Raw genomic sequence first — 18588 nt, forward strand, 5'->3', positions numbered from 1 at the left:
GAAAAGCCTGAGTTATCTATAACAGATACCTCAGGTTTTTCGTTTTAAGACAACGTAAGCGTGTATTTAAACATTGTCTAATTCATTTTTAATAAACGACTTAAATAATGGTTACCATGACTTAGTTCATCATAACTCCCTTGTTCTTTAATCTGTCCATCAATAAGAACAACTATCTTGTCGAAATATGGCAGTAATTTTAAATCATGCGTTGCAATAACCAATGTTTCAACTTGTTCATCAATCAATTGCATCACTTGTTTAGTATTATCCTCATCTAATGCAGTCGTTGGTTCATCTAATAACCATATTGAGGAACCTTTTAGAAAAAGTCGCCCTAATGCAATACGTTGCATCTCACCACCTGATAATGTGTTTCCATCTAATGTGATTGTTTTTTCTAAATCTAGATAGCCTAAATTAAGGTTCGTTAGGACACGTTGAATGACATCATCATTTTTACTGGAGAACATATTGTAACGTAATGTACCATCAAATAATTGTTGTGATTGTAAAAGAACATTTAGCTTTTCAAAGCGAATGTCTTCATCTAGTTGTGATATGTTCTGACCATCGAGAGAAACTTGTCCTTTATCGATATCGTACAAACCACTCATAATTTGTAATAATGTACTTTTTCCTGAACCAGATGGTCCAACAATCGCTACTTTTTCCCCTTTTCCAACAGTTAAATTAATATTGGATAACGTTGGTATTTCTTGATGTTCGTAACTAAATGATACATTCCTAATATTGTATACGTTACTCTGTTTTGTTACCAATGATTGCTTAGATTGATCTACTGGATATGATAGAACATCATTTAAACTATTTAACGCTTCATCAGTATCTGCTTTGTAATATGCAAAGTTACTCATAGGCACTGTTTGTTCGAATAAAGTTAACATCATCAAAACAATACTCGTTAAATACACAACATTTAATTGTCCTTCTTTAACTTGAATAAATCCTAATGCTAAGGTAGCAAATATAGCGATCATTGCGATTATATTTAGCATATAATCATATAAAGTTAAAAATCGCGTTTCTTTCGATTGCATTTTGTCATACGATTCTAATGCATTCATTAACTCTTCACGATAGGCTTCTACATTGTTAAAACGATTTAACTCAGCATAGCCTTCTTTGTAATCGTAAAATTGGGTAATCGTAGTTTGTTGCTGTTGTGCAACTTGTTGCTTTAATTTGCCTACACGTTTAGCACTCAACCACGGTACAAGCCAAAGTGAACACAACATACTTATAATGATAACTATAGCATGCATAACACTAAAATATACCAACGTTACTGCTGCAATAATTGCTGTGAAACCAATGACAACCGGTGGATAATAGACTCTTAAATAGATGTTTTGTAAAGCTTCTACTTTGCTTATCATTTTAGTCAATAAATCAGCGGATGAATATTGACGATATAAATTAGGTACTCTAGGGATTAATTTTTCTAAAAATTGAACCCGAACATCTCGTAACATTGTAAATGTCGTTTTGTGTGATAGTAAACGCTCCCCGTATCTTGCAATCGCACGCATAAACCCGAACAACTTAACCGATACAACTAACACCATTAATGCATATAAAGGTGCGCCTAAAGCACTTTGAGTTACCATGTACCCACTTAAGAAGAACATTGCTAATGCAACGACACTCCCAATAACACCCGTCAATATTGCTAATATTAAATCTTTGTCAGGTCGAAATCGAATTTGTGGTTTCACACTAAGTCACCACCTTTTTCAAGTCTTACAGAAATCGTTTGATCATCTTCAACTAAGTAACCATCTTTTATAAATAATCGTCGCGTTGCTTGACGAATCGTTGAATCGCGATGGGCAATCATAATCATCGTTACCCCTTCAAAATGGTGTGCGACTACTTGTTGAATAACAGTTTCAGTCTCTAAATCCAGGCCAGTGGTAGGTTCATCAAAAACAACAATATCAGGATTCATTAATAACACCCTTGATAACTCAATACGACGCATTTGTCCGCCTGATAACATTTCTCCACCTTCACCTATTCTGCTATGAATACCATTTTTTAGAGACATTACCTTTTCTTTTAGTCCAACCATCTCTAACACATGAAGAATTTGGTCGTCATCAACTTTTTTAAACATTGCTATGTTGTCTTTAATTGATGCTGAAAAAATATAAGGATTTTGACTTAGCATTCCAATTTGATTAACACATTTGTTAAAGGACACATGCCCACTCGTCGGACGTACTATTTGAGTAAGTAATTTGGCTAAAGTCGTTTTACCTGCACCACTTGGTCCAACAATCGCTACATTTTCACCCTTATCTATCTTGAGCGATATATCACGAATGGCATAAGAAGGACTATTAGGATACTGATAATTGACGTTGCGCATCTTAATAAGTGATTCTTGTTGCTCTTTTACTATTTCTTGATTAGTAAGCGGTGTGTTTTCAGAATCTAAAAATTCAAAAACTACATCGCTAGCACCCTCACTTTGTTTACCTGTGTGGAAAGCTTGTCCTAAATCTTTAATAGCATTATAAAATTCAGGAGCTAATATAATTGCAATAGCTGCTGTTTTAAAATCAATATTATGAAAAACAACAAGACTTAGTGCTGCTTCTAAAGCAACCAATCCAATACCAAGCATACTTATGAATTCGAGCATCAAACTTGATAAAAATGCACTCTTTAATATGCGCATCGTTAAATCTCGAAATTGTGTACTATCTTCGTATACTTGTTTTTTCGTGTGGGCTGTCTGTCTAAAAAGTTTAAGTGTAATCAGTCCCTTAGACACATTAAGAAAACGTTGGCTAAACTGATTTAAATACGTCATTTGTCTTTTGATTCATCACGTGTTTTAAGTCCAAAAATGATATAAAAAAGTGGAATAAACGGTGCTGTAACTATCATTATTAATGCAGTATTTAAATGAATAAAACACATTGCTATGATAATCATTAAAGGGATCATCATAGATTTAAAGACCTGTGGCAAATAATTTTTAAAAAACGGGGATAGTCCGTCTATTGTCTCTGTTAAAATATTAATTTGCGTTCCTGTAGCAATAGTTGATTCTTTCAAAACAACTTCTCGACGCAATTGATGTTTAACTTTGCCAGCTAACATATCACCTAATCTTAAGTTAATCATATTCAATGTTGCTCTAAGAATTAAAACGATTAAGATGATAATCAATAATGAATTTAAGGAACTCAAATGATTGTAAAGCACTTGATCTAAAAAACTCGCAATACTTATATTCTGAACCACTACTGTTATTGCTAATAACATACTTACAATTCCCATAGATAATGGAAATACTTTATATTTAAATACTAAATTCATTAGTTTTTTCACTTTATCTTCACCTAATTTATTATTATAAAAGGTTCTCAATTGTTTATCATTTAATATCTTTTAAAAAACAGTGACAATATAATGAACATAACATCTCAACCTTAAGTCCGTTACGGTAAGTTAGTTATATCAGTAAATTAGTAAAGGTACTGCGATATATTGTATATAAAATTAATTATTAGTTATCTCATTATTATTAGCGTTGATTTGATGCGTTATGATATTATAGAAAAGTGAATTTTGACAACAATATATTTAAAGACAACAATATTTTAAATTTTTAATAAAAGAAAGAGGTTACTTATGATTATTATCGAGTTTATCAAGGGCCTTATCTTAGGTATTGTCGAAGGTTTAACTGAATTTGCTCCAGTTTCATCTACAGGTCATATGATTCTAGTGGATGATATGTGGTTAAAATCGACTGAATTTCTAGGTCCTCATTCAGCTTTTACATTTAAAGTTGTAATTCAATTAGGTTCTGTTTTTGCTGCGGCATGGGTATTCCGTGAGCGTTATTTCGAAATGTTACATATTGGCAAGTATAGAAACACTTCAATAAATGAAGAATTTCGTTCTAAACCACGTCGATTAAATTTACTACACGTATTAGTTGGTATGATTCCAGCTGGTATATTAGGTGTGTTATTCGACGATTTTATTGAAGCGCATTTATTTAGTGTTCCTACTGTAATGATTGGTTTATTCTTAGGTGCAATTTATATGATTATTGCAGACAAATATAGTAAAAAAGTTCAAAATCCTAAGTCAGTTGACCAAATCAATTATGTTCAAGCATTCGTAATTGGTATCTCTCAAGCGGTAGCAATGTGGCCTGGTTTCAGTAGATCTGGCTCTACGATTTCAACAGGTGTCTTGATGAAGTTAGATCATAAGTCTGCTTCTGACTTTACCTTCATTATGGCTGTACCTATTATGCTAGCTGCAAGTGCACTATCATTAGTTAAAAACTATCAATATATTGAACTTGCACATATTCCATTTTACTTAATTGGATTCTTGGCTGCCTTTATTGTTGGCTTGATTGCAATCAAAACATTCTTACACTTAATTAATAAAGTGAAGTTAGTACCATTTGCAATTTATCGAATCGTATTGGTAATAATTATAGCCATTCTATACTTCGGCTTTGGAATTGGACAAGGCATTTCAGGTTAATTATAAATCAATCTAATAATGGCTTTATGCCACATAACATCGTCAAAGATTTAATCTTTGGCGATTTTTTTAGTCAATGAGCTGACTAAGACACTCTCTTAACCTACCTAGTTTTACTCAAGTTAATATAAGGGTTCTAGCTAGTTCCTTCGTTTAGTATGATGTATCATAGGGTAATGAAGATAAATAGTAAATCTAATGGAGGCAACGAGTATGGACAAAAAGAAAATCATTAAAACGGCGATTAATGTTTTACCAATCATTATTGTGCCACTAGTAGTAGAACGTAAGCGTATTAAATCTCATCCTGAGGTACAAAAAGCAACTCATGCAACGTCAAATGCAGGACAAGCGATTGCAAATAAAGCAACAGGTGCAAAAGAGTATTTAGGAGATAAAAAACAAGAATTCGACAACAAACGTGAATTAAAGAAAATTGCAAAAGAAAACGATCCTGAATACATTCAGAAAAAAGGCGAAAAGTTAGCTAAGAAAAACTATAAAGAAGCTGACAAAATGAATAAAAAACTTCAAAAAAATATCGTACAACGTCATAAAGAAGAAGAAAAAGAGCGTGAAAAGAACGAAAAACAACGCATTAAAGACATGAAGAAAACTCAAAAATATCAAGAAAAAGTTGGTTTAACTCCTGGTAAACTTGATGATGAGACAGAGAAAAAAGGCGAAAAACTCGAGAAAGATAATAAAAAAGACGTTAATAAGCTAGATAAAAAGCTCCAAAAAAATATTGATAAACGTCATAAAGAAGAAGAGAAATTACAAAAACAAGAAGAAAAAGCACGCATCAAAGAAATGAAAAAGTTCAAAGATCATGAAGCTGAAAGTGTTGTTACACAAAATAAAAATGAAGATAACAATAAGGCGTAACGCTTTATGACACGTGTAATCATTGATGGAGATGCTTGTCCAGTAGTTGATTCAGTAATTGAATTAACTACTGGGACAGGCATTTTTGTTACCATTTTACGCAGCTTTAGCCATTACTCAAATAAAGTGCTCCCAAATCACGTTGAAACAATTTATATTGATGATGGACCTGATGCTGTTGACTATAAAATTGTAAAGCTAGCTAAACCAGAAGACATTGTAATAACTCAAGATTATGGACTTGCCAGTTTATTACTATCTAAAGTTAAGATTGTAATGCATCATAAAGGGCATTTGTATCGTTCAAGTAATATAGATATGTTATTACAACAACGTTATAATAATGCACAGGTAAGAAAGCAAGGCGGTCGTCATAAAGGGCCTCCCCCTTTTTCAAAAGAAGATAAAAAACAATTTGAGCGTGCATTTAAATCTGTTATCAAACAACTATAGGAGGAAGAATAATGAAGCGAATTGCAGTATATTGCGGTGCTAGTAAAGGTAAAGACCCCATTTATGTTAAAGAAGCATACGAACTTGGTAAATATATGGCTGAGCAAGGCTATGAATTAGTTTTTGGTGCAGGTTCTGTAGGTATTATGGGTGCAATTCAAGATGGTGTATTAGATCACGGTGGACATGCTATTGGTGTAATGCCTAAGATGTTAGATGAAAAAGAAATCACTAGTCAAAAAGTGAGCGAACTTATTCTTGTAGATTCAATGCATGAACGCAAACAAAAAATGGCGGAACTTGCAGATGCTTTTGTAATGGCCCCTGGTGGCGCTGGATCTCTTGAGGAATTTTTCGAGACTTATAGTTGGGCGCAAATTGGCATTCATGAAAAACCAATTGCCGTTTACAATTTAAATGGATTCTTCAATCCACTTCAACAACTTATAAATAGTATGATTGAAGAAGGATTTATTGATGAAAAATATAAACATTTAGCACCTTTATATAATTCTAAAGAAGATTTAATTAATGGGTTACTTAATTTTAAACCCCTAGGTATACGTACATACGATTAATTATAAAGCGACATGTTTTGGACTATTATATTTATAAAAGTGATTATTTATCACATAATATAACCATCCAATCTCATGTCGCTTTTAATTTTATATTGATAATTGTTTATAATAACGTACTTGTCTTTTTAACATATGATATTTGCTTAACTCTGGTAATTCAAAATGGTCATATAATGTCATGCCAATGTTTTCCATTACTTTTCTAGAAGGCAAATTATTTTCTGCAGTAAAGCTATAAATAGCTTCAATCCCCTTTTCTTTGGCAAATGCTAACACAGCTGTTGCACCTTCAGTGGCAAGTCCGTTACCCCATACTTCTGGAATAAGACGCCATCCAATTTCATATAGTGGTAATTCCTCAAATGGGTATTGGCTATCTTGAGGTATATAATTAACCCCAATAAAACCAAGCCATTCGCCAGTTTCTTTAAGTTCAACTGCAAATAAGCCTATACCGCTTTCTTTAATAATGTCATCCATTTTTTTCATATCTAATTCAGAACGTCGATAACTTAATAAACTTGGAAAATAGCGTCGCACTTGAGGATTAGCATTCATCTTTTGAAATGGCAATAAATCTTCTTGCTTCCAGTCTCGTAATTTAAGTCTTTCTGTTTCTATATATGTAGCCATTTTCAACACCCCATTTTAAAGAAATACATGAGTAAAAAAGTGCGATATGGATATAGACCATAGCACACTTTATCCGTCTTTAAATTTGATTGAGTAACTAATTAACCTCTAGATATATAACTAACGAGTTCAATGTGTACTGGAATTTCTTTTAAACGATCACGTTGATTTTTAGGTGCAACAAAAGTCGCATCTACAAAGTCATTACGATGGTTAAGTTTAAATGTAGCTACAAATGTGTCGGTATCAGATTCAAAGTTTGGTAAGTGTGCAACCACACGTTTGATTTCACCAGTAGAATCAACAATTGTACGTCCAGTAATATTTTCAATTTCACGTCCTAATTCAGGTAATGTGATTTCGCGCCCTTCTAAAATGTGAAAATCTTGTTCATGCATATGTCATCTCTCCAATGTTATAATTTATGATTAAACGTTTTATTATGTAGCTAAGCTTAATTTATAAAATGATTAAAATGTGAATTGTAAATGATTTAAATTTAGTTTACCCTACATCCGTACATGTCAAACTTGACGTATGAGGCCGGCTAAATTGCCTTCATTATTTAAGTAATTTTATTAACGGCTACTTGATGATGTATCGTCTGAGCTACTTTGTTCACTTGTAGCATTTTCACCGCTATTTGATTGAGCCTCTTGAGTATTACTAGATTGGTTAGATTTCTGTGAATCACTACCACCATTTGTCTTAGAAGTATTCGTTTCGTTACTTGACGTGCTATTTTCAGTGGTACTTTGGCTCTTAGACTGTTTGTATGTATCACTATCTGATGATTGATTTGAGTCACTACTATCACTTTCATCGCTTTCTGAATCATCTTTAGCAGATTCTGTCGCAACTGAATCATCCACTTCTTTTTGAAGCTTTTCACGTTGGTCGTTAAGTTTTTCTTTTTGCTTTTCTAAATCTTTCTTTTGATTTTTCAAATCATCATTTTCTTTTTGTAGTTCTTTAACATCTTTCTCTAATGATGCTCTTTCATCACTTTTACCGCAAGCAGACAACATAAGTGTCGCAGAAAGTAGAAGTATCAACCATTTTTTCATGCTTTTCTCCTTTATTACGAATGAGTAATATTATTTTAACATGAATTAAGAACCTATTCATTTGTTTACCTTAGGTCTTTACGCATTTTTACATGACTTATCGCATAACCATTCGCTTTATTGAACTCAATCATTGCATCATTTGTAGCATCAACCATACCTTCAATTGATTTAGCACCCATTTCAATCGCCCAATTTTCTAAAGCAATCTTTAGACGCTTAGCATGACCCAGTCCTCGAAAATGAGGGTCTGTGTATATCATCTCAGTGATTACTTTTTCTTGAACTGCCTCAAAATGACCCCAAATAAACGAAATTAAGCGTCGTGTGTCTTCGCTCAATTCAATTAAAATTATATCATTACTGTGCTTTAATCGTTGAATAATCATATCTTGACGTAATCCAATTGATAGATGTGTCGCATTGTAATGTATTTCTCGCTTTTCAATATAATGTTCTTGTATCTTCGCGATGGATTCAATCCATTCCATATCTTTAACAGTTAGTTTTCGCATAATGACTTCCTTTATGTTATACATTATATTCTATATTTATCTATGGTATGATTATCCATATTTAACATATAATAATCTATTATTTTTAAAAATAAAATAAGTTTAGACGTTAAGGAGCTTAGTCAATGAAATCCACTGCGAAATTAGCACGTGAAAATAATGTAAAATCATTGCGCCTAAATAATACAGATAGAGAAATCTTTGAAAATTATATGACATACATCCGCGCTGATTTACGCGTCAATCCGCATGACAGTGAGGTAATGCTAAGTCGTATATTAAAAAGATTATTAGAAGCTGAGAATGAAGGTACGTTAGCATTAGAGTTTTTCGAACATAATCCAAAAGCACATGCTAAAAAAGAAATTAAATCATTGCCTAATGAAACGTTTCAAAATATATTTAAGTATATTTTTAGGAATTTTATTTTTTTAATTGGTATTTTTTGTTTCTTTAAAGGCTTTATTGGCTTTTTTATTGGTGGAGATAATAATGAAGTTTACTTGTATACATTTCCGATTAGTGTCATAGCAGGTTTATTTATTATCTTTATGTTTATATTAGTCATATTTAAGACGGTTCAACTTCAAAGTTTCAATAATTCACATTGGGTGTGGTTATTTAATTACACTATTATCGCTTTACTGTTAGTCGCTCTATTTTATGTCTTTTTTATTCCGCAATCATTTTTAGCTTTTGGTCCTTACATTCTTATTAGTAATTGGTCATTTATTATAATTTCAGCCATCATTACGCCAATCGCTTTTTATATACAACATCATTTTGTTAACAAGGATTCAAATACTATCTTATAATACGTTGTCACAATGAACTAAGACTTGTAAAGTAGCATTTTATAAAAAATAAAAAAGGTTAAGCATCTGTATCATACGTGTGCAATGATGTTCTCAAAAAACGAATTGAAAACTCAAAACCACTTTGATATAAATGACTTAACCTTTTTTTAATTATCCTACTAAAAACACATCTATAAAGAACCAAATGACCATAATGAACATAATTAACGCTTGTGCAACCGAACTCGCTAAAAATGCTACTACAGATCCAATGCTTGCTTTAAGTGCTTTTCCAAAATCAAAATCTTGCACTAATTCTACAATGAGCACTGCTATAAAAGGTACGATGATAATACCGAACGGTGGAAAGACGAAGCATCCAACAATCACACCTATTAACGCTACATACTCACCCAATTTAGAACCGCCAAAGCGATTTACAAAGTATTTATTCATTAAAAAGTCAGATACTAAAATAAATACAGTGAACAAAATCATAGCTACATAAAATATCCATGATAACCCATCTTGAGAGAATCCAAATTGATAAATTAAGAATCCTACCCATAACACAAGTACAGATGGAATAATAGGTTTAATTAAACCTACAAATGCTAAAACAAATGATAATAGTATTAATATCCATAAAACAACTTCCATTACTTAACTTTCACATCCGCTTCCGTATATTTTTGATCTTTCGTAAAGAATATCAATATCATTCCTATGAAAATAGATGTTGCTGAAACGAAGAAAACATTCTCCAATCCAACCCAATGGCTCATTGCACCACCTAATAAATTTCCTAACAACTGTCCAATCACCATTGCATTCGCAAATAATGTTGAAGCATAACCTGGGAAATCAGGTAAAATATCTTGGAAATAGCTAATACCTAATCCGAGTAAGATAGCTAAAAATAGTGCTAAGAAGATTTGTCCGATCATCATAGCATAGATATTTTCAAAAACACCAATACTAAAATAGAAGGCACCACCACTAATAGCACCTATGATTAACAACGTTCGAGTAGCTAACTTAGCAGATAACATACCTAATATAACCATGAAGGGAACTTCTAAGCCGGCACATAAACTTGCTAGCGTTCCTACATATCCCTCTTGCTCCTTAAGATAATCTGTGACAAATAGCGGCATATTCATTGTGTACATCCATTGACCTATATGTAATAAAATAAATGCTATAAATGGAATAAATAGTGTTTTATCTTTAATCATATTAGGCGCAGTCTTCTCAATATTGGCTGTACCACCAACTTGCTCTTTTGCTGATAAATTTAAATCTTTATAGAAGAAGATTTGTAAAACAAGTGTGAATAATAAAATAAAGACGGTGCCACCAAAAAGTCCAGCATATCCCATAAATTGAATTAAATACGCTCCGATTAACGGACCAAATAAGAAACCAAAAGAAAACATAGAACGTAAAACAGTATTGGCAAATTTAGCATTATTTCTTGAAGATGAAACGTTAATGGATTCACGTGCAGATGCATATAATTGTGGCATTGCTGGAGCGAATAACCCTTGAAAAATAGCGTATACAATAATAAACAACCAAATATTATGAATATAAAAATAAATCGAGAAACTAATAGCCCCCATCATAAGTGCACTAATGATGAGTACTTTTCTATTAATGCTATGCGTATCTGAAAAGCGAGCGACAATAGAATTGACTGTAAATTGACTCACTGCTGCTAGGGCAAGTAGAATACCGAATTGGTTAGTTGTCATCCCTAGCTCTTTAGTCGCGAATAAGACGAAGTAAGGTACTGTGATGGCAATCCCCATACCTAAAAGCATCATATTCACAACGAATAATTTGTAGTTTTTTATATGCAACAATGCTGCAAACATTTTTCTACCTCTATTCTTTTTTTAATTACACGTGTTTCAATGATTAGCGAATAAAGTTAAGCATCAAAGTAACAAATGACTCAACTTGAGGGAGTTGTAACATGCTACTGTCATAACTCATAAACGTTGAGCGAATAAGTGGTTGATTGTCGATGTTTACCTTTTCAAATTCAAACATATTTTTATCTATATTTCTCATCATGATTTCCGGAAGAATCGTAACCCCTACACCACTTACTAACATTTCTTTGCATGTAGCAACTTGATCCACTGTTATCGTTGCGTGATAGTCTTGTCCAAGATTCTCATTATACCATTCTTTAATTTGATTAATATAGATAGGATCAGCTTGAAACTCTATGAAAGGTAATTTAGAAACCTCGCTCTTTCTTTCTTTTGGGTAGATAAAATAATGATCATCGTCAAAGAGGTGTGTATTAGTCAAGTTCATTACTTTATTTCCTCGAGTTATCATCACATGATAGTCTCTATGATTTGCTTTAATTTGTTCTGTAGAACCTACTTGAACTTGTATCTCAACATTTGGAAATTGTGAATTATATAAACTTAATACTTCTGGTAATAACGTTTGACCAATCAATGATGAACAGCCGATTGAAATGGTACCATTCACTTCTCCAATATGTGCTTGCATTTTATCAAAAAATACACGCTCTCGTTTTAACATGTCACGAGCATGCTCAATAATCATAGCACCCTCAGTGGTAGTGATTAATTGTTTCTTTGTACGAATAAATATGTCTACACCAAATGAATGCTCTATTGCTTTAAGTCGTTGTGTTACAGCTGGTTGAGAAATATATAATATTTCTGCTGCTTTACGTAACGTCTTGGTTTCATCTAATGTAATTAATAATCGATAGTCTTCTATTTTCATAGCTTCCCCCTACTAATGTTTATTCATGAACATGGCTATGAGCAACAAAAAAATTTAAGACCGAAACGAAAACTATATAAACAATGCTTCACATTTACTTATCGTTCCGCTTCGCTCCTAATATTAAAGGCTTAGAGTTCCATCATTTCCCTTTATTTACATGTGGCTTATGATGTTGAATATGTTTTTTATACGTCTTATTATAATTTGGCTTTTTCAACTTACCAACCATCTTGTTATAGCAATACATAATTCGATTATTAACATCATCAAAATTTTCATTGATTTCAATCATCAATTGATGCGCAATCATATAAGCTTCATGATATTGCTTTTTAGTGATTTGTTCATTTTTTAATGCTAATTTCAAATCATTTTCATCAACGAGCTCATATTCTCCAGTTGATGGTAACACAAGCACATCCAAGAATAAATCGAGTGTTCTAGCATTGCCCTTTTGAGTAATATTCTTAATATTGATATCGAAGTAATACTCCAATGGATTTCCTTTATCATCAAACATTGCAGTAATACTATATCGTTTCTTTTCCGGCAAAATTTGCAACCATTGATAATTGTCATCAGCAACAATTATATTCTGGCCTACTACCGTCACCTCTAAAGGTTCACGAACCTTCTTCATCGTGACCAAGCCAATAATACCCTTAAATCTATTATTATTTACCTTAACTTCTATGTAATCACGTTCTAATAGGCGACGCCAGTGACGTTTATCTATATATTTAATTTTCATAAAGCCACCAACTCCTTGTCATTATTATATTAAACTAACTAATTGATGTCATCTTTGGTCGTTTTTAATTGAATTACGCACATAAACATATAAAAATTTTCAATTTTATTTTACTACAACTAATTAATTTTTAGGGAAAATTGACAAAAATACTCGTATTTGATAATTTATGTTTATATTATCTGAAAATTCTAAATAAATTGATAAAGGAGGAACTGCTATTGACTTACAGACCTTTTAAAGCAGACCATGTTGGAAGTTTGTTACGACCTCAAAGATTAAAGGACGCTCGCGCTAAATATAATCAAAATGAAATCAGTGGTGCAGAGTTAAAACAAATAGAAGATGAGGAAATCGACCGTATTATAGAGAAGCAATTAGAAATAGGTTTACATAGTATTACTGATGGTGAATTTCGAAGAAGTTGGTGGCACTTTGATTTCTTAGAAAATCTAGATGGTGTCGAAGGTTACACTCCTGAACACGGGCTAGAATTTGAAGGGCTAGAAACGCGTGCCCATAATGTAAGAGTAGTTGATAAAGTTAGATATAATCCTAATCACCCCCATTTTGACCATTTCAAGTTCTTATATGACAGAGTTAATGGACGCGCTACCGCAAAAGTATCAATTCCGAGTCCAAACCAATTATTCCACCCTAACATATTGAATGAAGATATTTATCCAAATATTGAAGACTTTGCTCATGATATTTCTGAAGCTTATCGCCAATCATTGCAACATTTTTATGATTTAGGTGCAAGATACATACAAATAGACGATGTATATTGGGCTGGTCTGACTGACGGTACACATAAAGTTCGAGGACGTCAACGTACAGATGAAGAAAAAGTTCAAGCTCGTGAATTAGCATATAAGGTAATAAATGATGCTGTCGAAGGTCTTCCAAAAGATTTAATTTTAACTACACACATTTGTCGTGGTAATTATCAATCAACATGGGCAATTTCAGGTGGTTACGAAGCGATTGCTCCGTATTTATTTAAAGAGCACCTGCATGGATTTTTCTTAGAATATGATGATGAGCGTTCTGGCGACTTTGAGCCTTTACGCTATTTTGATAAGGATGCTTATGCCGTACTAGGTTTAATTACTTCTAAGACACCCGAACTTGAAGATAAAGAATTAATTAAACAACGTATTAAAGAGGCACAACAATACATCTCCCTAGATCAAATATGTTTGAGTCCTCAATGTGGATTCGCTTCAACTGAAGAAGGTAATCAGCTCACAGAAGAACAACAATGGACTAAATTAAAATATGTCGTAGAGCTATCTAATGAGTTATTAGGCAGCGCTAATTAGTACCTTATCGAATTCTAAAAAACACAAAGTTAGATGAATCTAACTTTGTGTTTTTAAGTCTATTGGTCTCTGTTTAATAAGGCATACTGTTTAATAATTGCCTCGTGTTGAGGATACATACTGTACAACTCATCTTGTGTGAATAATTCAAAATGATTAAAATCAAATGCTGGTTGGCACATACATCCAACCAAGCTATAGCCTTCTCTGTCTGTTAAACTCGATGCAAAAATAGTACCTTTAGGCACTAAATACTGCAATACGTCGCCATTTTCAATTGAAGCACCTAATTGTACTGATTGATAGCTCCCCTGAGGTGTAATCATATGAATGGTCAAAGATTCACCTGCATGATAATACCATACTTCATCCGCATCGATACGATGAAAATGAGAAATATCACCAGTATTTAACAAGAAGTATATACTACTGAATGGTGCACGTTGTGCCTCATTTGTTGTTTCTCGAATTGTTTCTTTATAATAGCCACCTTCTGGATGAGGTGTTAGATCAAGTTGTTTAATCCAATAATCTGCATTTTTCTTCATTATTTTAAATCCACATTATGGAAAACATTTTGAACATCTTCAAGGTCTTCGAGTGCATCAATTAATTTCTCAAATGTTGCTTGGTCATCCTCTGATAATTCAATATCAGTTTGAGGTAACATTTCAAACTCAGCAACTTTAAATTCTTCTACACCTGTTTGGCGTAATGCATCTTGTACATGAGCAAATTGGTCTGGTTCGGCATAAACGATTGTAAGATCTCCATCTTCAATTACATCTCTAACATCAACATCTTGTTCCATTAATGCCTCTAAAATGTCATCAGCTGATTTACCTTCAATGCCGAAAGTAGCCGTGTGATCAAACATGTAAGCTACAGAACCTGATACACCCATATTTCCGCCATTTTTACCGAAAGCAGCTCTCACATCTGAAGCCGTACGGTTTACATTATTAGTTAATGCATCTACGATAAGCATTGAACCACTTGGTCCAAAGCCTTCGTAACGTAGGTGGTCATAATTTTCATCACCAGCACCTTTAGCTTTGTCAATTGCTCTATCAATAATATGATTAGGTACTGAATACGTCTTCGCTCTTTCAAGTACTAATCTTAATGCTTGGTTAGATTCAGGATCTGGTTCACCAGATTTGGCTGCTACATATATTTCTTTACCAAATTTCGCATATATTCTACTTGTATTTTTATCTTTTTGGGCCTTTTTCTCTTTAATATTATTCCATTTACGTCCCATAATGTCATCTCACTTTCATACTCAATACTCCTTATTATATAGCATTAATAAAGCATTGTCTAAAAAGGAAATAAACGCATTGTACGAAGTAAAAATAAGCATAAAAAAATACTGACAGAATGTCTTTGTCAGTATTCTCGTTCAACATATTAAATTAAATATCTAAGAATTCTTCAACATCATTGAATAAAGCATCGAATTTTTTAACATTCTTCTCATCCATATAGATAAAAATTTTTCTCTCATCTTCAGTTGATCGAACCTTACTTAGTCTTTCTTTTTCTATAAGTCGTCGAATTGAGACTAATAATTTAGTTCTACTTAACTCTAACTCACTAATTGCTATTTTTAGAAATTTTTGCATTAACATTTGATCTTTAGCAATATGTTCATGAGCAAGTTTGAGCAAAGCCAAATCATTTAATGTCAACTTATATTGTTTATCTATGTACTCTGACAATGCTTTATATTGTTTATAGAATTCTAGTAATCTATTTAATTTGTCATTATTCAATGATTTTTGCACCTCCAAATATAAGCAGACAACTTAATTACTATTATCCTTTATATTTTTAGGTATGTCCTATAACTTTGTTTAGAAATTTTTGTCGAATTTACTAACAATGTTAAATATAGTTGCGCAAAACACAATTGAGTAGATTTTATTTTTTTAAAATTTTAACGATATACAACGCATTGTAATTAAGTTTAATTTGAAGAGGTGCATTATTAAAGTTATGTTCTATCATTTGAAATGTTGGATGAATTAAATAATCTAGTTTTCTTAAAAATCGTTTTGACCATTTATGTTTTTTTCTAATACGCTGAGAAATAAGATGATTAATATTACCGTTATAGTCATCGATGAGTTGAATTTGAACTAAATAGGTATCTTTTAATACATCATCTGTAAAATCAATAAATATATCTGTTTGATCATAATTGACTTGCAATGATTCACTTTCTAAAACACGCCAATCGTAAATTAGAACAGTATATTGGTCTTCATTGTCAATTAAGATGTAATTTTCATTAAATAATTTGGGTTTCATACTAATTTCAATGAGTTGCTCTAAAATCGCTCCTAATATCGACTTAAAACCGTTTTCATCGAATATGTGAAGTGCATTAAACAAATTACCACTATGCTTGAAGTTAAAGCCAATTCCGTTAAAATATGACGCTGTTCTCACAAATGTCTCAATTAATAAAGGTGCACTATTATTCAAATCATTATATTTACTATTTAAAAATTTGTGGTTTTCAAAATTTAAAAATATTATTTTCTGATCTTCTAGATCAAATTGCTTTAATATTTGTCTAATATTTTGGTATCGTAATATATTTTTCACCAGTAAATGTTCATTCTGTTCAATTAGGTAAGGCATTTTTAGTTGTGCATTATCAATATATAAAAATTCAAAATTAATGCGTTTGATTTGTGATTCTAATGTTTTAAACAATACAGGGTCGTTTAGTAGCTTACTTATTTCTAACCCAAATGAAAATTGTTGCGTTTTATGCTGTATTTTTAAAATAATTCGATAAATGGATTTCAAATTCACTTCATCTAAATCAAATATAAGACCTAATTTATGATTACCACTCGTAGGAAGTTGATGTTCTCTGAAGTAGTTTGCTACATCCTCAAAATTAGACTCTAAAAAATCCGTTAACGTTAAATCTTCCAGTCTAAATACTACATTTAATTCATTAATAATGATGTATTCAAACAATCGTTGTCTCTCATACTTTGTCATTTGATCTTTAATATCACGCATATCTACATTTAAATAAAACTTCAATGTTGAGTGTTCGTAATACAAAGGTCGTGCAAAATCTTGAAAAAATAATAATCTTATTTCTTCTATAGTATTAATTTGAAGCACTAAATAATACGGATTCACAGTAGAACCAATTGTTGAATCTGCGTAGATTATATGATCATCGTGTTGGTTATAATATTGTTGTTTAATCTTGATTAATTGATTAATGTAGTCAATATTTCCTTCGCTTATAATTTCATAATCCATATCAATAGATTTTTCATATCTATCACAGTATCGGTACTCGTTGGGAGTCATGCCAACATAATTTTTAAATGTTTTAGAATAACTTGAAGCATTGCTAAATCCTACTTTTTCGCTTATTAAACTTATCGTGTATTCCGTTGTTAATAGCCATTCAAATGAATTTGCAATTTTTAAAGTATCTACATATGTCTTGAAACCCATATTTAGCAATTGATTAAACTGTGCCGAAAGATTAGATTTAGAAGTAAATAATTTTGATGCTATACCCGTTAGCGTTAATTTCTTAGTAATATTTTGATTGATATATTCTAATATTTCGCTTAATTCACCGTAAAAAGAGAAATTATATTGATGATTTGCGATTGATTTCTCAATGGCGCCTTCTTTCCCAATAATATCAACAACAGAAGTAATATATGTAGTATCTTCAGAAACTGAGTCTGCGTTTAAATGGTTTAGGGCAAGTTGCAATAATATGCGTTTAATGGAGTTAATGGACTTAACTAGATTAGTTGAGTATTTATAATTGAAGAAATCAAAATGGCGATCTCTAAACCAATCACTAGCGATATAAAGCATGATGGTTTTTTTATTTTTTAGAATTGAAAAAATATCTGTATTATTAATAACGTAAATGTCATTTTCGACGTTAACAGTTTTAGTAAAGTGCTGAAGTTTAAGTTGACCTTCTATCGGAAACAACAGAATAATACCGTCTTGGCAACGTGTCATTTTGTATTCATTCTTAGTCAATATATGAATATTGGTATTAGACATTGATTAACCTCTTTCTAATTCATGATAGTCTTTCTAAATGTTGTACTAATTCCCTTTTTGTTTCCTAGCACTATCATGGTGATTAAATGTAAATTTACCACAACATGATAAACAAATCAAAAATACAATTTTTTATAAATTAATTTCTTGTTATTATTAATTTAAGTTATGAATTTGA

The 18588-nt window shown here is 31.8% G+C and carries 19 protein-coding genes and 1 pseudogene; 6 read left to right on the forward strand and 14 right to left on the reverse strand.

What is annotated here, in order from left to right:
- Positions 1-77: 77 nt before the first annotated feature.
- Positions 78-1739: an amino acid ABC transporter ATP-binding/permease protein gene (locus SBL15_RS02475; RefSeq protein ID WP_107612024.1), complete on the reverse strand. Its 1662-nt coding sequence runs from the start codon at positions 1737-1739 to the stop codon at positions 78-80.
- Positions 1736-3366, reverse strand: a pseudogene (locus SBL15_RS02480) (ABC transporter ATP-binding protein/permease). Before SBL15_RS02480 ends, SBL15_RS02475 begins: the two are co-directional and overlap by 4 nt.
- A 303-nt stretch (positions 3367-3669) precedes the next feature.
- Between SBL15_RS02480 and SBL15_RS02485 the strand changes: the two are divergent.
- The 4 genes from SBL15_RS02485 (at position 3670) to SBL15_RS02500 (ending at position 6464) form a co-directional block, all read left to right on the forward strand.
- Positions 3670-4545 (forward strand): undecaprenyl-diphosphate phosphatase, encoded by an 876-nt coding sequence (locus SBL15_RS02485; protein WP_037536471.1) that lies wholly within the window; start codon positions 3670-3672, stop codon positions 4543-4545.
- Between the two features lie 213 nt (positions 4546-4758).
- Positions 4759-5433 carry a hypothetical protein gene (locus SBL15_RS02490; protein WP_107612022.1) on the forward strand — a complete coding sequence of 225 codons (675 nt, stop codon included), beginning with the start codon at positions 4759-4761 and terminating at the stop codon, positions 5431-5433.
- A 6-nt stretch (positions 5434-5439) separates the two neighbouring features.
- The gene (locus tag SBL15_RS02495) at positions 5440-5886 is read left to right on the forward strand and encodes a YaiI/YqxD family protein (RefSeq protein WP_317955055.1); all 447 of its coding nucleotides are present in this window, start codon (positions 5440-5442) and stop codon (positions 5884-5886) included.
- 11 nt (positions 5887-5897) lie between these two features.
- Entirely contained in the window at positions 5898-6464 is a 567-nt protein-coding gene (locus SBL15_RS02500; RefSeq protein ID WP_011276473.1) for a TIGR00730 family Rossman fold protein, read from the forward strand.
- 90 nt (positions 6465-6554) lie between these two features.
- Here the strand turns inward: SBL15_RS02500 and SBL15_RS02505 are convergent, their stop codons facing one another.
- The 4 genes from SBL15_RS02505 to SBL15_RS02520 form a co-directional block, all read right to left on the reverse strand.
- Positions 6555-7100, reverse strand: a complete 546-nt coding sequence (locus SBL15_RS02505; RefSeq protein ID WP_317955057.1) for a GNAT family N-acetyltransferase — start codon at positions 7098-7100, stop codon at positions 6555-6557.
- Positions 7101-7201: 101 nt separating this feature from the next.
- Positions 7202-7498 (reverse strand): hypothetical protein, encoded by a 297-nt coding sequence (locus tag SBL15_RS02510; RefSeq protein ID WP_037536478.1) that lies wholly within the window; start codon positions 7496-7498, stop codon positions 7202-7204.
- A gap of 180 nt (positions 7499-7678) precedes the next feature.
- Complete coding sequence (locus SBL15_RS02515; RefSeq protein WP_107612020.1) at positions 7679-8167, reverse strand: SA0632 family lipoprotein; 489 nt, start codon at positions 8165-8167, stop codon at positions 7679-7681.
- Between the two features lie 65 nt (positions 8168-8232).
- Positions 8233-8682 (reverse strand): GNAT family N-acetyltransferase, encoded by a 450-nt coding sequence (locus SBL15_RS02520; protein WP_107613857.1) that lies wholly within the window; start codon positions 8680-8682, stop codon positions 8233-8235.
- A 125-nt stretch (positions 8683-8807) separates the two neighbouring features.
- Between SBL15_RS02520 and SBL15_RS02525 the strand changes: the two genes are divergently transcribed.
- Positions 8808-9497: a DUF1129 family protein gene (locus tag SBL15_RS02525; RefSeq protein WP_011276478.1), complete on the forward strand. Its 690-nt coding sequence runs from the start codon at positions 8808-8810 to the stop codon at positions 9495-9497.
- A gap of 153 nt (positions 9498-9650) precedes the next feature.
- On the opposite strand, the gene SBL15_RS02530 is transcribed toward SBL15_RS02525, so the two are convergent.
- From SBL15_RS02530 to SBL15_RS02545, 4 genes are all read right to left on the reverse strand, one after another.
- Positions 9651-10139: a DUF456 domain-containing protein gene (locus tag SBL15_RS02530; RefSeq protein ID WP_107612018.1), complete on the reverse strand. Its 489-nt coding sequence runs from the start codon at positions 10137-10139 to the stop codon at positions 9651-9653.
- A complete protein-coding gene (locus SBL15_RS02535; RefSeq protein WP_053017216.1) occupies positions 10139-11359 on the reverse strand; it encodes an MFS transporter in 1221 nt (406 codons plus the stop codon). Before SBL15_RS02535 ends, SBL15_RS02530 begins: the two co-directional genes overlap by 1 nt.
- A 43-nt stretch (positions 11360-11402) precedes the next feature.
- The gene (locus tag SBL15_RS02540) at positions 11403-12257 is read right to left on the reverse strand and encodes a LysR family transcriptional regulator (protein WP_037536488.1); all 855 of its coding nucleotides are present in this window, start codon (positions 12255-12257) and stop codon (positions 11403-11405) included.
- A gap of 142 nt (positions 12258-12399) precedes the next feature.
- Positions 12400-13011, reverse strand: a complete 612-nt coding sequence (locus SBL15_RS02545; protein WP_016930913.1) for a DUF402 domain-containing protein — start codon at positions 13009-13011, stop codon at positions 12400-12402.
- 221 nt (positions 13012-13232) lie between these two features.
- On the opposite strand from SBL15_RS02545, the gene SBL15_RS02550 reads away from it, so the two are divergent.
- Positions 13233-14336 carry a 5-methyltetrahydropteroyltriglutamate--homocysteine S-methyltransferase gene (locus tag SBL15_RS02550; protein ID WP_107612017.1) on the forward strand — a complete coding sequence of 368 codons (1104 nt, stop codon included), beginning with the start codon at positions 13233-13235 and terminating at the stop codon, positions 14334-14336.
- A 59-nt stretch (positions 14337-14395) separates the two neighbouring features.
- Here SBL15_RS02550 and SBL15_RS02555 read toward each other — a convergent pair whose 3' ends face one another.
- The 4 genes from SBL15_RS02555 to SBL15_RS02570 all read right to left on the reverse strand — a co-directional run bounded on the left by SBL15_RS02555 (position 14396) and on the right by SBL15_RS02570 (position 18410).
- The gene (locus SBL15_RS02555) at positions 14396-14884 is read right to left on the reverse strand and encodes a cupin domain-containing protein (RefSeq protein ID WP_107612016.1); all 489 of its coding nucleotides are present in this window, start codon (positions 14882-14884) and stop codon (positions 14396-14398) included.
- On the reverse strand, positions 14884-15600 hold the full coding sequence (locus SBL15_RS02560; RefSeq protein ID WP_011276485.1) for a YebC/PmpR family DNA-binding transcriptional regulator: 717 nt from the start codon (positions 15598-15600) through the stop codon (positions 14884-14886). Before SBL15_RS02560 ends, SBL15_RS02555 begins: the two co-directional genes overlap by 1 nt.
- A 154-nt stretch (positions 15601-15754) precedes the next feature.
- Complete coding sequence (locus SBL15_RS02565) at positions 15755-16114, reverse strand: transcriptional regulator, SarA/Rot family (RefSeq protein ID WP_053017212.1); 360 nt, start codon at positions 16112-16114, stop codon at positions 15755-15757.
- Between the two features lie 148 nt (positions 16115-16262).
- Positions 16263-18410, reverse strand: coding sequence for a helix-turn-helix transcriptional regulator (locus SBL15_RS02570; RefSeq protein WP_107612015.1), 2148 nt, complete (start codon positions 18408-18410; stop codon positions 16263-16265).
- Positions 18411-18588: the final 178 nt, after the last annotated feature.

It is taken from the genome of Staphylococcus sp. NWU MKU2, assembly GCF_033283605.1.
Classification (GTDB): domain Bacteria; phylum Bacillota; class Bacilli; order Staphylococcales; family Staphylococcaceae; genus Staphylococcus; species Staphylococcus haemolyticus.